Genomic DNA, 14,297 nt, shown 5'->3' with positions numbered 1-14,297 from the left:
TACCCGCGCCGTCTCCGAGCTCCGGTGACCCCGTCCAGCGGGCCCGCAGAGACGGTCCGATACGATGGCGTGTCGAAATGACCGCAGACGGAGAAGAAATCGTATGAGTGAGTGGATCAGCGCGGTTCCGGCGTACCTCGTCGTCGCACTGGTCCTGATCCTCCCGGGTGCGTCGGTCATCGTCGCCGGGTGGGGATGGCGAAGCCCCCAACGCCTGCTGCTCGCACCGGCGATCTCGGCCACGATCGCGGCTGTCGCCGCGTCGGTGGCGCCCCTCGTCGGGCTGAGCTGGGGCCTGATCCCTCTCGCCCTGGTCACGCTCGTCGTGGCCGGTATCGGCCTCCTCCTCCGCCGTCGCGCGACCGCGGACCCGCGCCCGCCCGCACCCCGCACAGGCCTGTTCGTCCTCGTCGCCCTGGCCCTCGCCGCCGTCGCCAATGCCGTCAACTTCGCGCGGGCCTTCGGCGCGCCAGGGAACATCGCGCAGCGTTTCGACAACATCGTCCACCTGAATGCCATCGCCTCGGCTCTGCAGAACGGCAGCGCGTCGCCCTTCCAGATCGGGTCGACCTCCGACATCGGCTTCTACCCGAACGCGTGGCACGCGCTGACGACTCTCGGTGCCGAGATGACGGGCGCCGCGGTCCCGGCCGCGGTCAACGGCGGGAACCTCGCCATCGTCTCGATCCTGTGGCCCGCGTCCGTGATGGCACTGGCCGGCGCGTTCTTCGCCGAACGTCGGACCGCCTACGTCACCGCCGCCGCCCTCGCCACGGGCTTCGGCGCCTTCCCGGCGCTGTTCTTCAACTGGGGCGTGCTGTACCCGAATCTCGTCGGGTACGCGATGATCCCCGCGGCCCTCGCCGCCGTCGTGACGATGCTGCCGGAGCGGGGTGCGCCCGCACTGGTGCGCTCCGCCCTGCTCGTCGCCCTCCTGGCCGGAGGAACGTTCCTCGGGCATCCGAACGCGTTCCTCAGTCTCCTGTTCTTCGCAGCCGCGGTCGTCATCACATCCGCCGCCGTGAAGGCGTCGATCGAACGCACGCGCCGATCGATCCTGTTCCTCGCGGCGGCCGTCGTCGGTTTCGGCCTCGCACTGGCGGTGACCCTCACGGTGTTCCGAACGGGAGCGGAGCACTCGGGATGGACTCCCTGGCAGCAGCTGTCGCAGTCTTTGGGCGAGGGGCTCTTCGTCTCACCGCGCGGATACAACCCCACCACCCTGATCTCGATTCTGCTGATCGTCGGATTCGTCGCCGTCGCCCGCCGTTCGCGTTGGCTCCCGGCCGTCACGCCGTTCGCCGTCGCCGTCGCCCTGTTCGCGATCGCCTCCGGGTTGCGCATCGACAGCCCCTTGCGCCAGTTGCTGACCAACCCCTGGTACAACGACTCCAACCGCCTCGCCGCCCTCCTTCCTCTGATGGCCATCCCGGTGGCCACTCTCGGCGCGATCACCGTCGTCGACCTGGTCCGGCGCGCCGCGCGCCACCAGCGGGCCCCTCGATGGGTCGGGATCGGCGCAGCGGCGCTCGGAGTTCTCGCGCTCTTCTCCGTCGCGACGGGTCCGAACGTGCGCATGGCCCTCGACCAGGTCCGCGAGGCGTACGCGTACACGGACAGCTCGCTCATCCTCTCGTCGGACGAGGAGGCACTGCTGGAGCGCCTCGACAGCGAAACACCCGAGGATGCCCTCATCGCCGGCAGCCCTCGGACCGGGGCTTCGCTCGCGCTCGCCTTCGCCGACCGGCAGGTGACCCAGAAGCACGTCTTCGGCAATCCCTCGCCGGAACTGCTGTTCCTGAATGCGCATCTGCGCGACATCGACTCCGACCCGGCCGTCTGCCGGACCGTCGATCAGCTCGGCATCGACTACGTGCTCGACTTCGGGACGCAAGACGTGATCGATCCCGCGGGGGCGGCAGCCTTCCGCGGCATCCAGGACCTGTCGCCGGGAACCCACCTCGTCCTCGTCGATGAGCAGGGCCCCGACGCGCGCCTGTTCCGTATCGAGGGGTGCTGACGTGACCCGTGCGTCGACGGTCGCCGTCGCCTACGACTGCCTCTTCCCCTATTCGACGGGAGGCGGCGAGCGGCAGTACCGAGCCATGGCGGATGTGCTCGGTCGCGAGGGATTCGACGTCGACTACCTCACGGCGGTGCAGTGGGACGGCGCGACCCCGATCGAAGAGCACTTCCGCGTTCTGCCGATCACGCGTCGCCTCTCGCTCTACGACGCGGGCGGGGTCCGCCGCATCCCCGCCGCCCTCCGTTACGCCGCCGCACTGTTCACCGCCCTCCTGCGGCGACGGCGCCGTTACGCCGCCGTCATCGTCAGCGGCCTGCCGATCTTCAACGTCTTCGCTGCACGACTCGCGCTCCTGGGCTCGGGGACGAAGCTCGTCGTCGACTACCTCGAGGTGTGGCACCGTCGGCAGTGGGTCGAGTACTCGGGTGCGCTCACCGGCACGATCGCCTGGGTTCTGCAGCGCGGCGCCATCGCCGTCACCCCGCTCGCGACGTGCCACTCGCAGCTGAGCGCCACCCGTCTGCGTCGGGAGGGGCTGCGTCGTCCGCCGCTGGTCAGTCCCGGTCTCATCGACGGCGCCGTCGAGGTCGCCGAGGCCGGGCCCGCCGCGTCGCCGCCCTACGTGCTCTACGTCGGCCGGCACATCCCCGACAAGCGTGTCGAGGTCCTTCCCGCGGCGGTCGCCGCGGCGCGCGAGAGCGTCACCGATCTGCGTCTCGTGATCCTCGGCACCGGCCCGAGTTCCGACGCCGTCCGCGCGGAGGTGAGTCGCGTCGGCGCCGACGCCTGGACCGATCTTCCGGGCTTCGTCTCGGATGCCGAACTCGACGCGCTCCTGCACGGCGCGGTGTGCCTGGTGAACCCGTCGCGGCGCGAGGGGTACGGTCTGGTCGTGGTCGAGGCCAATGCTCACGGCACTCCTGTCGTCCTCGTCGACGATGAGGGCAACGCCTCGACCGAACTCATCGACGCCGGAGTGAACGGCGTCGTCTCGCCCACCACAGACCCCACCGATCTCGCCCGGGCCATCCGGGCCGTCGCCGACGGCGGTGACGATCTGCGCCGCACCTCGCGCGCGTGGTACGACACCGCCCTCGGCACTCGCACCATCCGCCGCACCGTGGAAGGCATTCTCTCGGCCCTGCCGCTGCCGAGTCCCGCCCCGGTGAAGACGAAAGAAGACCGCACGTGAGCACTCCTGCCCCGACGGACGTCGAACTGACGATCCTCATGCCCTGCCTGAACGAGGCCGAGACCCTGGAGGTCTGCATCCGCAAGGCGCAGGGGTTCCTCCAACGCAGCGGCATCCGGGGTGAGGTTCTGATCTCCGACAACGGCAGCACCGACGGCTCCCAGGCCATCGCCGAGCGACTCGGCGCCCGCGTCTCGCACGCCCCGCGTCGCGGCTACGGCGCGGCGCTGATCAACGGAATCGAGACCGCCCACGGCCGGTACGTCATCATGGCGGATGCCGACGACAGCTACGACTTCGAGAACCTCGAGCCGTTCGTCGAGCGTCTGCGCGCCGGCGCCGACCTGGTGATGGGCAACCGCTTCCGCGGCGGCATCGCGCCCGGCGCCATGCCGCCGCTGCACAAGTACCTCGGGAACCCCGTGCTCTCCTTCATCGGCGAGCTCTTCTTCCGCCCGGGTATCCGGGACTTCCACTGCGGCCTCCGTGGTTTCAACCGCGCCCGCATCCGCTCGCTCGACCTGCAGACCACCGGTATGGAGTTCGCTTCCGAGATGGTCGTGCGCGCCTCGCTCGCGCGCTACCGCATCGAAGAGGTCCCCACCACGCTGAAGAAAGACGGCCGTTCGCGCCCGCCGCACCTGCGCAGCTGGCACGACGGGTGGCGCCACCTCCGCTTCCTGCTGCTCTTCGCGCCGCGCTGGCTCTTCGTCTACCCGGGCCTGGTCGCCTTCTTCCTCGGTGCGATCGCCGTCGGCGTCCTCTCCTTCGGCGGGGTCAACATCGGCGGCGTCGGCTTCGACGTGACCACGATGGTCTACGCGAGCGCCCTGTGCGTGATCGGCTTCCAGTCGCTGCTGTTCTTCTGGTTGACCAAGCTCTACGCCACCCAGGAGGGTTTCCTGCCGACGAGCGAGAGATACCGGCGCATCGTCGCGAAATGGTCCGCGGAGCGCGGTCTGCTCATCGGCGTGGGGCTGTTCTTCCTGGGCATCATCATCGGCATCGTGCAGGTCGCTCTGTGGGGCAGCCTCGACTTCGGTGCGCAGAACGCCGCGCAGGCCGTACGTATCGCCGTCCCCAGCGCTCTCTTGATCATCCTCGGCTTCCAGACCGCGATGATGAGCTTCTTCTCGGGCGTGCTCACCACGCCCCGGCGCGAGCAGCGCCCCGAAGCCGTCATCGAGAGCTGATGGGCGAGCGACGCGTCCTCGTCGATCTGCTCGGATTCACCGGCTCGCGCGGTGGTACCGAGACGTACGTCCGCGAACTCCTGCCGCGTCTGGCGACACGGTTACCGCGTGCTCGCTTCGCCGCGATCACGGGTCGAGTGGGCACCGATGTCGTGCGGGACTTCTTCCCCGGCCACGTCCGTACCCTCCCGTGGGTGGGGGCGGACCCGGCGACATGGGCGTTGGGCGCCGTCGCAGCCACCGAGGCCGTCGCCCGCCGCAGCCGCGCCGACCTCGTGTGGGCCCCGGCGAACTTCGGCCCGATCCTGCGGGGAACGCCGCGCATCGTCACCGTGCACGACGCCATCTACGACGAGGTGCCGGGCGGGCTGGCAGAGCGCGCCCAGCGCGCGGTCACGTCGCTGCTCATGCGCCGGTCGGCTCAGACGGCCGATCGCGTGCTGACGGTCTCGCACGCGGCGGCGGCCAGCATCGAACGCCATCTCGGGGTCGCGTCCGAGCGCATCGCGGTCGTCCACAACGGCAGCGCCGATCCGCGCCCCGTGACCGACCCCCGCGGCATCCTGACGCCCCTCGCCCTGCCGAGCGGACGCGCGGTCGTGCTCAGCGTGGGCAATCGCATGCCGCACAAGAATTTCCGCGGGTTGCTCGAGGCTCTCGCCCACCTGCCGTCGACGAAACGTCCGCTCACTGTCATCGCCGGGAGCCGGTTGCCCGACCCTCTCGCCGACGAGGTCGACCGTCTCGGTCTCGAAGATGACGTCGTTCTGCCTGGCTGGGTGAGCGACGAGCAGCTCGAAGCGCTCTTCCAGATCGCCGAACTGTACGTGTGCCCGTCGCTGGTCGAGGGTTTCGGGCTCCCCGTCATCGACGCCCTGCGGCGGAACGTCCCGGTGCTCGCCAACGACGTCGCCGTCCTGCGCGAGGTGGGCGGGACCGCGGCGCGTTACGCCGATGCGACGGATGCCGCCGCCTTCGGCGCCGCGATCGACGTCGCGCTTTCGAGCCCGCCGACCGACGATGCGCGCGCCACAGCCCGCGCCTGGGCGTCGGGGTTCACGTGGGACGACGCGGCAGACGCGACCGCGGCCGAGCTCGACGCGCAGATGAGCACCACCCGGCGGACCCACGCATGAGCTCCCCGTCCATGAAGCGGCGGCTCCTGGGATTCCTCCTGGTGCCGGCCATCGCCGCGCTGTCGCCGATCATCGCGCTGCCGGCGGTCACCCAGATCGCCGGGCCGGGCGGTTGGGCGAGCGCCATCGCCGGCGAGTCGGTCGGAACGTTCGCCGCGATCGCCATCGGATGGGGGTGGGCCACGATCGGCCCGGCGCTCATCTCGATCGCCGGCGACGACGCCGAGCGTGCGCGGCTGTACCGCGAGTCGCTCGTCGTGCGCGTCACCATCTCGATGATCGCCGTGCCCGCCCTCGCGGTCGTGTGCTGGCTCATCGCAACCCCCGGCTCGGAGTGGCTCACCATCCTCATGGGGATGCAGGGCGCGCTCATCGCGCTGTCGTTCACGTGGTTCTCCGCGGGCGTCGGCGACCCGCGGACGATCGTCATCTTCGACGCAGCCCCGCGCCTGCTCGCCAACCTCGCCGCCGCGGCCCTCGTGCTCGCCACGGGCGTCGTCGTGCTCTATCCCCTGGCGGGGATCCTCGTCACCCTCGTCGGGACGAGCATCTTCACGCTGCGTCTGCTCCGCCGGCATCCGGGTCCCTGGCCGCGTCCCCGGGATCTGCCGCGACTGCTGCGGTCGAATCTCGCCGTCGCCTTGAACGACGCCGGCCTGAGCGGCTACTCCAGCGTCCCCGCTCCCGTCGTCAACGTGACGGCGATGCCCACCGCCGCGGCCGGTTACGCCACCGCCGACAAGATGCTCAAGCTCGGCCAGTTCATCCCGATGACACTCGCCAATGCGCTGCAGGCCTGGATCGGTGAAGCACACGGCCCCCATCGCGGACGACGGATGCGGATCGCCATCGGACTCGCCGCGGCCACCGGGCTCGCGGGGTGGGCGGGACTCGCCCTCGTCGGCCCCTGGCTGACGAGCGTGTACCTGCCGGCCGCGCCGGCGCCATTCGACATCCTCCTGGTCATGGGTCTCGTCTTCTTCTTCTTCTCGGTGCGAACGGCCGTGGCCCGACTCGTCTTGTTCCCCGCGGGGCAGGCCGCCGCCGTCATGCGCGCGACGTTGATCGCCACCGTCGTGGGCATCCCGCTCATGATCGGCCTCGGTATCGCGTGGGGACCCGTCGGCGCCGCCCTCGGTTACGCCTTCACCGAGGGAGCAGCGGCTGTCCTGCTCGCGCGTCGCTGCCTCCGCGTGCTCCACGACCTTCGTCACACTCCCATCGAGGCCGCGCCGTGAGCCGGCTCCCCGAAAGGACCGCTCGATGACCATCGCCATCAACGGCCGCTTCCTGATCGACTCCTTCGGTGGAGTGCGTCGCTTCGCCACGGAGCTGACCCACCACCTCTCACGATCGCGCGACGATGTCGTCCTGCTGGTTCCGGCGTCCGCCGACACCTCGAGCGTCGAGGGCGTGCGCACCGAGACCGTCGGTCGACTCGCCGGCCCCGCGTGGGAGCAGGCGGAGCTGCCCCGCTGGCTCCGTCGGCACGGCTCTCCCCTGCTGCTGAACTTCGCCAACATCGCGCCGATGCTCTACCGGCGACAGATCACGGTGCTGCACGACATCGCCCCGGCCATCCGGCCGCAGGACTTCACCCTCCCCTTCCGCCTCCAGTGGCAGCTCGCCGTGCGCTACGGAATGCTGCGGCCGGGGCAGCGCCTCGTCACGGTCAGCCACGCGTCGCAGCGCGAGATCGCCGAGCGCTTCGGCGTCGATGCCTCCCGCATCGAGGTGGTGTACGAGGGCGCCGACAGCCTGCCCGTTCCGCCGCAGAAGGCTTCGGATGCCGGCTCCCCCACCCGCCTCGTCGCCTTCGGCCGTCACGGGGCGGCGAAGAACACGCGGGCCGTCCTCGACGCCCTCGCGCTGCTGCCGTCCGACGCGGCGGTCGAGGTCGAGTTCGTGGGCAAGCTCGACCCCGAGCTCGAGCCCTACGCGGCGCAGAGGGGCATCGATCCCCGGCGCCTCGTGTGGAGCGGACCGGTGAGCGACGAAGAGCTCGCCGAGGCGTTCGCCCGGGCCGACGCATTCGTCTGGCCCTCCCTGCACGAGGGTTTCGGGCTCCCTCCGCTCGAAGCGCAGCGCCTGGGAGCGCCGGTCCTCGCCTCCGACATCCCGATAAACCGCGAGATCCTCGGGGACTCCGCCCGCTACTTCTCGCCGACCCGGCCCGACGCGCTCGCCACGCTCATGGCCGAGATCGCGGCATCCTCCGCCCTTCGGGCCGAGCTCTCGCGCGCCAGTCGAGAGAACGCCGAGCGATTCACCTGGGATGCCACGACCGCCGCCTGGAACGGGATCATCGCCGCGCAGGCGCGCTGATCCCGCGCACCGCGGGCATCCCGGGCAGAATCGAAGGCGTGAACATCGGCTTCGTCGTGACGACCCTGGGGCGCCTCGACCCCCTCCGCGCCCTCCTGACCTCCCTGGAGGGCCAGCTGCAGCCCGGTGACCACGTGGTGCTGGTTGCTCAGGGGGCGCAGGACGAGGTCTCCGCCCTCGCCGTCGAGTTCGCCGAGCGGGGCGTCGCGGTCACCGCCACCTCTTCCGGCCGTGGCGCTTCGCTGGGGCGCAACACCGGTGTCGCGGCGCTTCCGGCGGGGGAGGCCGTCGTCACGTTCCCCAACGACAACACCACCTACCCCGCGGGCACCGTCGAAGCGCTGCACGTCGCCGTCGATGACCCGTCGTTCCGGGCCGGCGGCTTCACGTCGTGGGACGAGCGGGGGCCGAAGACCACGCTTCCCGAACCCGGGACGCCGCTGGACAAGTACAACGTCTGGTCGGTCATCGAGATGGGCATCTTGATGCGGCGCTCGCTCTTCGACGCGATCGGCGGCTTCGACGAGAACATGGGCCCGGGCTCCGCGACGCCGTGGCAGGTCGCGGAGGGTACCGACCTGCTCCTGCGGGCGATGGCGCACGAGCCGGGACTCGTCCGCGACTTCCGCTGGCTCCCCGCCGCCGTGCACGTCGACGGGATCTCGACCGGTTTCGGACTGAGCGACGCCGAGCGCCGCCGCAAGCTGCGCGCCTACGGACGAGGCACCGGTCGTGCGTTCGCGACGCACGGCTATCCGCTCTGGTGGCGCGCCGCGTTCACCGTCGCGGGCCTGCTCTACGGTGTTCGCAACCCGAAGCCCATCACGATCCTGGACGGGTGGCCGATGTTCCTCGGCCGGCTGGAGGGAGGACTGGGCCGCACGTTCGGACAGTCCCGCATGGTATCGACCACCCGTTGACGCGGCGGCGCCCCCGGGCCCCCGAGAAGCCCGCTGATAAGGTGACGAAGTGTCATCGAGAGTTCTGATCACCGGCGGTGCCGGCTTCATCGGGTCCCATCTGTCTGAACGCCTCCTCGCCGAGGGCAACGAGGTCATCTGCGTCGACAACTTCTTCACGGGGTCCCGCCGCAACGTCGAGCACCTCTTCGACAATCCGCGGTTCGAGCTCATGCGGCACGACGTGACGTTCCCGCTGTACGTCGAGGTGGACCAGATCTACAACCTCGCCTGCCCGGCGTCTCCGGTGCACTACCAGCACGACCCCGTGCAGACGACGAAGACGAGCGTCGTGGGTGCGATCAACATGCTCGGCCTCGCGAAGCGCCTGCGCATCCCGATCCTGCAGGCGTCCACGTCCGAGGTGTACGGCGATCCCGCCGTGCATCCGCAGACCGAGGACTACTGGGGCAACGTGAACCCCATCGGCACCCGCTCGTGCTACGACGAAGGGAAGCGCGCCGCCGAGACGCTGTTCTTCGACTATCGCCGGCAGCACGACCTCTCGATCAAGGTCATCCGCATCTTCAACACCTACGGTCCGCGCATGCACCCCAATGACGGTCGCGTGGTGTCGAACTTCATCGTGCAGGCGCTGCGCGGCGAGCCCATCACGATCTACGGCGACGGATCGCAGACCCGCTCCTTCTGCTTCGTCGACGACCTCGTCGACGGCATGGTGCGCCTCATGAACACGGAGCACGGTGTGACGGGCCCGATCAACGTCGGCAACCCCGGCGAGTTCACCATGCTCGAGCTCGCCCACGCGGTGCTCGAGATCACGGGCAGCTCGTCGCAGATCGAGCACCGCCCCCTCCCCCAGGACGACCCGAAGCAGCGGCAGCCCAATATCGACCTGGCCCGCCGCGAACTCGGCTGGGAGCCGACGATCGCACTGCGCCCCGGTCTCGAGCGCACGATCGAGTACTTCCGCGGGGTGCTGGCAGACTGACTCCATGGCTCACGTACTCATCACGGGCGGCGCCGGCTTCATCGGCAGCCGGGTAGCCGCGCGGTTGGTGTCCGAGGGACACCGCGTGCGTGTCTTGGACGCACTCATCAGCCAGGTCCACGGCCCCGACCCCGAGACGACCTCCCCGCTGCTTCGCGCTGTGTCGGATGTCGCCGAGGTCCAGCGGGGAACGGTCACCTCGCTCGATGACCTGCGCGCGGCTCTCGTGGACGTCGACACCGTGATCCACCTCGCCGCCGAGACGGGGACGGGTCAGTCGATGTACGAGATCGACCGTTACGTCGAGGCGAACATCGGCGGAACGGCCAAACTCATGGACCTCCTGACGAACGAACCGCACGGCGTGCGGCGCGTCGTGGTGGCCTCGTCGCGATCCGTTTACGGCGAGGGCGCTTACCGGTCTGCGAACGGGACCGTCGTGTACCCCCCGCATCGATCCGACACGGCCATGGCGGAGGGCGATTTCGCCGTACGGGGCGCGAGCGGCGAAGAACTCGAGCTCATCCCGACCACCGAGGACGCCGTGCTGCACCCCTCGTCCGTGTACGGCATCACGAAGCAGGTGCAGGAATCCCTCGTGATGACCGTCGCGCCGACGATCGGCGTCGAGCCTGTCTCTCTCCGCTACCAGAACGTCTTCGGCCCCGGCCAGTCCCTCACGAACCCGTATACGGGGATCCTGTCGATCTTCTCGACCCTGATCCGTCAGGGGAAGGGCATCGACGTGTTCGAGGACGGCCAAGAGAGTCGCGACTTCGTCTACATCGACGACGTCGTCGAGGCGACGGTGCTCGCCGCCCTGGAACCCGCCGCGGCGGGCGGGGTGTTCAACGTCGGCTCGGGAGCGGCCACGACCGTTCTCGAGGTGGTCGACGCGCTCGTCACCGCCTTCGGTGCACAGGTGGAGGTGACCGTCTCGGGGCGGTATCGATTGGGCGACATCCGGCACAACGTCGCCGATACGTCGCGGCTGCGAGACGTGCTCGGTTTCGAACCCTCCGTCCCCTTCGTCGAGGGCGTCCGTCGTTTCGTGGAATGGGTGGCCGACGAACCCATCGGCGGCGGGGAGTACGAGCGCTCTCTCGACGAGATGGCAGCACGTCGGCTGCTGAAGTGAGCGCCTCCGGTCGGCGAGGGTTCGTGCGCCGGCCGACGCTTCGACGCCTCCTTCCGTCAGGAGCATGTCCCGGTATATGACAGCATGAGGGGCGTGAAGGGCATCATTCTCGCCGGTGGATCGGGCACACGTCTGCACCCGATCACACTGGGCGTCTCGAAGCAGTTGATTCCGGTCTACGACAAGCCGATGGTGTACTACCCGCTGTCGACGCTCATGCTCGCGGGGATCCGCGACGTCCTGATCATCACGACCCCCCACGATGCGCCCTTCTTCCGGCGTCTCCTCGGTGACGGCTCCCAGTTCGGCATCCAGCTGTCCTTCGCCGAGCAGCCCTCGCCGGACGGGTTGGCACAGGCATTCACCATCGGCGCCGACTTCATCGGCGATGACAACGTGGCGCTGGTGCTCGGAGACAACCTGCTCTACGGTCCTGGCCTCGGAACGCAGCTCAAGCGCTACGAGAACGTCGACGGCGGCGCAGTCTTCGCCTACTGGGTGGCGGAGCCGCGCGCGTACGGCGTCGTCGAATTCGACGGCGCGGGCCGGGCGATCTCGCTGGAAGAGAAGCCGACCGACCCCAAGAGCAACTTCGCCGTACCGGGCCTCTACTTCTACGACAACGACGTGATCGAAATCGCCCGCACCCTCCAGCCCTCACCGCGCGGCGAGTACGAGATCACCGACATCAACGCCGAGTACCTGCGACGCGGCAAGCTGCAGGTCGAGGTACTCCCCCGCGGCACGGCGTGGTTGGACACCGGCACTTTCGATCAGATGACGGATGCCGCCGACTACGTGCGGACGATCGAGCGGCGCACGGGCCTTCGGATCGGTGTCCCCGAAGAGGTGGCCTGGCGGCAGGGCTTCCTCTCCGACTCCGAACTCCGCGACCGGGCGAACACGCTGGTCAAATCGGGGTACGGCTCGTACCTGCTCGAGATCTTGGAAAGAGGCCACTGATGTCACACCTTCTCGTCACCGGCGGTGCGGGCTTCATCGGTTCCAATTTCGTCCACCACGTCCTATCGCACACCGATCACACGGTGACCGTCCTCGACAAGCTGACCTACGCCGGCAATCGCGCGTCCCTGGACGGGCTGCCGGAAGAACGGGTTCGCCTGGTGGTGGGGGACATCACCGACACCGCGGTCGTCGACCCCCTCGTCGCCGCAGCCGACGCGGTCGTGCACTATGCGGCGGAGTCGCACAACGACAACTCCCTGCATGACCCACGGCCGTTCCTCGACACGAACATCATCGGCACTTACACCCTGCTGGAGTCCGCGCGTCGTCACGAGACGCGCTTTCATCACATCTCCACCGACGAGGTGTACGGAGACCTCGAGCTCGATGACCCCGACCGTTTCACCGAGCAGACCCCCTACAACCCCTCGTCTCCCTACTCGTCGACGAAGGCCGGCTCCGACCTGCTGGTCCGGGCATGGGTGCGCTCGTTCGGAGTGCAGGCCACCATCAGCAACTGCTCCAACAACTACGGGCCGTACCAGCACGTCGAGAAGTTCATCCCCCGCCAGATCACGAACGTCCTGCGGGGAATTCGTCCGAAGCTGTACGGCAAGGGTGAGAACGTTCGCGACTGGATCCACGCAGACGACCACTCCTCGGCGGTGCTGACCATCCTCGACAAGGGCGTCATCGGTGAGACCTACCTCATCGGCGCGGACGGCGAGAAAGACAACAAGAGCGTCGTCGAACTCATTCTGCAGCTCACGGGTCGGCCCACCGACGCGTACGACCTCGTCACCGACCGCCCGGGTCACGACCTGCGCTATGCGATCGACTCGACGAAACTCCGCAGCGAGCTCGGCTGGACGCCCACCTACGGCGATTTCGCGTCGGGGCTCGCCGCCACGATCGACTGGTACCGAGCCAACGAGGCCTGGTGGGCGCCGACCAAGGACGGCGTCGAGGCTTTCTACGCGAGCAAGGGTCAGTGACTTCGGTGTCCATCGAGTTCGGAAAGACCCTGTCGGTTCGACGAACACCCATCCCCGGTCTGGTCGTCCTCGACCTGCCCGTTCACGGAGACGCGAGGGGCTGGTTCAAAGAGAACTGGCAACGCGCCAAGATGACAGCCGCGGGGATCGACCTCCCCGATTTCGGGCCGGTGCAGAACAACATCTCCTTCAACGACGCGGTGGGAACCACCCGCGGAATCCACGCGGAGCCCTGGGACAAGTACGTGTCGGTCGCCACGGGCCGGATCTTCGGCGCGTGGGTTGACCTGCGTGAAGGCGACACCTTCGGCGCTGTCTTCACGACCGAGCTCGACCCGTCGTCGGCGATCTTCGTTCCCCGTGGGGTCGGCAATTCCTATCAAACCCTCGAACCCGATACGGCGTACACCTACCTGGTCAACGACCACTGGTCGCCGGATGCGACCTACACCTTCCTGAACCTGGCCGATGAGACCGCGTCGATCGACTGGCCCATCCCGCTCGACGAAGTCGAGATCAGCGCGAAAGACAAAGAGCACCCGCGTCTCGCGGATGTCGTGCCCATGCCGCCGAAGAAGATGTTGATCACGGGAGCCAATGGGCAACTCGGACGAGCGCTGCGCGCGGAGTTCGGTGATCATCCCTGGATCGAGTACGCCTCACGCGAGGACCTCGATCTCACCGCGCCCGGTCTGGATGCCGCGCGCCGCTGGCGCGACTACGGCACCATCATCAACAGCGCCGCCTATACCAGCGTGGATCAGGCGGAGACGCCGGAGGGCCGCCGTGACGCGTGGTCGGCCAATGTGACGGCAGTGGCCGCCCTGGCTCGCGTCGCGACGGCGAACGGCATCACCCTGGTGCACGTGTCGAGTGATTACGTCTTCGACGGCGACAAGACCGGCCCGTACACCTCGGACGACGTCGCGTCACCACTCGGCGTCTATGGGCAGACCAAAGCCGCGGGCGACGCGATCGTCTCCGTCGTTCCGAGGCACTACATCGTGCGCACGAGCTGGGTCATCGGCGACGGCCGCAACTTCGTCCGCACCATGGCCGGGCTCGCCGAACGCGGCGTCGACCCCAAGGTCGTCGACGACCAGACGGGCCGGCTCACTCTCGCCTCCGACGTCGCCTCACGCATCGCCCACCTCCTGCGCTCCGGCGCGCCGATCGGTGTTCACAATGTGACCAGCGGCGGCGAACCGGCCTCGTGGTACGACGTGGCCCGGGAGGTGTTCCGGCTCACCGGACACGATCCCGATCGGGTGTCCGGGGTCAGCACCGACGACTACTTCGCGGCCGCCGATGGACCCGTCTCGCGCAGACCACGCAATAGCGTCCTCGAGACGGCAGATCCGGGCGCGACGTGGCAGCAACGCCTCGCAGAGTACCTGTCCTCGTAAAGACCCTCG

At 68.8% G+C, this 14,297-nt stretch carries 12 protein-coding genes; all 12 read left to right on the top strand.

The window, feature by feature from the left end; all coding sequences use genetic code 11:
- Positions 1–103: 103 nt before the first annotated feature.
- Positions 104–2,020, top strand: a complete 1,917-nt coding sequence (locus AS029_RS08140) for a DUF6541 family protein (RefSeq protein ID WP_058232104.1) — start codon at positions 104–106, stop codon at positions 2,018–2,020.
- A gap of 1 nt (position 2,021) precedes the next feature.
- The gene (locus tag AS029_RS08135; protein WP_058232103.1) at positions 2,022–3,218 is read left to right on the top strand and encodes a glycosyltransferase family 4 protein; all 1,197 of its coding nucleotides are present in this window, start codon (positions 2,022–2,024) and stop codon (positions 3,216–3,218) included.
- Positions 3,215–4,411 (top strand): glycosyltransferase family 2 protein, encoded by a 1,197-nt coding sequence (locus tag AS029_RS08130; protein WP_228375910.1) that lies wholly within the window; start codon positions 3,215–3,217, stop codon positions 4,409–4,411. The genes AS029_RS08135 and AS029_RS08130 overlap by 4 nt, the downstream gene beginning before the upstream one ends.
- Positions 4,411–5,547 (top strand): glycosyltransferase family 4 protein, encoded by a 1,137-nt coding sequence (locus AS029_RS08125; protein WP_058232102.1) that lies wholly within the window; start codon positions 4,411–4,413, stop codon positions 5,545–5,547. The genes AS029_RS08130 and AS029_RS08125 overlap by 1 nt, the downstream gene beginning before the upstream one ends.
- On the top strand, positions 5,544–6,785 hold the full coding sequence (locus AS029_RS08120) for a lipopolysaccharide biosynthesis protein (protein WP_058232101.1): 1,242 nt from the start codon (positions 5,544–5,546) through the stop codon (positions 6,783–6,785). The genes AS029_RS08125 and AS029_RS08120 overlap by 4 nt, the downstream gene beginning before the upstream one ends.
- Positions 6,786–6,810: 25 nt before the next feature.
- Entirely contained in the window at positions 6,811–7,872 is a 1,062-nt protein-coding gene (locus AS029_RS08115) for a glycosyltransferase family 4 protein (RefSeq protein WP_058232100.1), read from the top strand.
- 38 nt (positions 7,873–7,910) lie between these two features.
- A complete protein-coding gene (locus tag AS029_RS08110; protein ID WP_058232099.1) occupies positions 7,911–8,792 on the top strand; it encodes a glycosyltransferase family 2 protein in 882 nt (293 codons plus the stop codon).
- A 49-nt stretch (positions 8,793–8,841) separates the two neighbouring features.
- Positions 8,842–9,783, top strand: a complete 942-nt coding sequence (locus AS029_RS08105; protein WP_058232098.1) for a UDP-glucuronic acid decarboxylase family protein — start codon at positions 8,842–8,844, stop codon at positions 9,781–9,783.
- A 4-nt stretch (positions 9,784–9,787) separates the two neighbouring features.
- Complete coding sequence (locus AS029_RS08100) at positions 9,788–10,921, top strand: NAD-dependent epimerase/dehydratase family protein (RefSeq protein WP_058232097.1); 1,134 nt, start codon at positions 9,788–9,790, stop codon at positions 10,919–10,921.
- A gap of 93 nt (positions 10,922–11,014) precedes the next feature.
- Positions 11,015–11,884, top strand: a complete 870-nt coding sequence (gene rfbA, locus AS029_RS08095) for a glucose-1-phosphate thymidylyltransferase RfbA (RefSeq protein WP_058232096.1) — start codon at positions 11,015–11,017, stop codon at positions 11,882–11,884.
- A complete protein-coding gene (rfbB, locus tag AS029_RS08090) occupies positions 11,884–12,882 on the top strand; it encodes a dTDP-glucose 4,6-dehydratase (RefSeq protein ID WP_058232095.1) in 999 nt (332 codons plus the stop codon). Before rfbA ends, rfbB begins: the two co-directional genes overlap by 1 nt.
- 5 nt (positions 12,883–12,887) lie before the next feature.
- Positions 12,888–14,288 (top strand): sugar nucleotide-binding protein, encoded by a 1,401-nt coding sequence (locus AS029_RS08085; protein ID WP_058232459.1) that lies wholly within the window; start codon positions 12,888–12,890, stop codon positions 14,286–14,288.
- The last annotated feature ends 9 nt before the right edge of the window (positions 14,289–14,297 follow it).

The sequence above is a fragment of the Microbacterium enclense genome (assembly GCF_001456955.1).
Taxonomy (GTDB): domain Bacteria; phylum Actinomycetota; class Actinomycetes; order Actinomycetales; family Microbacteriaceae; genus Microbacterium; species Microbacterium enclense.
The sequence above is the reverse complement of the archived record's forward strand: the minus strand, read 5'-3'. Positions and strand labels throughout refer to the sequence as shown.

What these genes read in the sequence shown, in the direction of transcription:
- rfbB (WP_058232095.1), top strand. Translation starts at nt 11,884, where the DNA reads ATGTCACACCTTCTCGTCACCGGCGGTGCGGGCTTCATCGGTTCCAAT.
- AS029_RS08125 (WP_058232102.1), top strand. Translation starts at nt 4,411, where the DNA reads ATGGGCGAGCGACGCGTCCTCGTCGATCTGCTCGGATTCACCGGCTCG.
- AS029_RS08140 (WP_058232104.1), top strand. Translation starts at nt 104, where the DNA reads ATGAGTGAGTGGATCAGCGCGGTTCCGGCGTACCTCGTCGTCGCACTG.
- AS029_RS08100 (WP_058232097.1), top strand. Translation starts at nt 9,788, where the DNA reads ATGGCTCACGTACTCATCACGGGCGGCGCCGGCTTCATCGGCAGCCGG.
- AS029_RS08120 (WP_058232101.1), top strand. Translation starts at nt 5,544, where the DNA reads ATGAGCTCCCCGTCCATGAAGCGGCGGCTCCTGGGATTCCTCCTGGTG.
- AS029_RS08115 (WP_058232100.1), top strand. Translation starts at nt 6,811, where the DNA reads ATGACCATCGCCATCAACGGCCGCTTCCTGATCGACTCCTTCGGTGGA.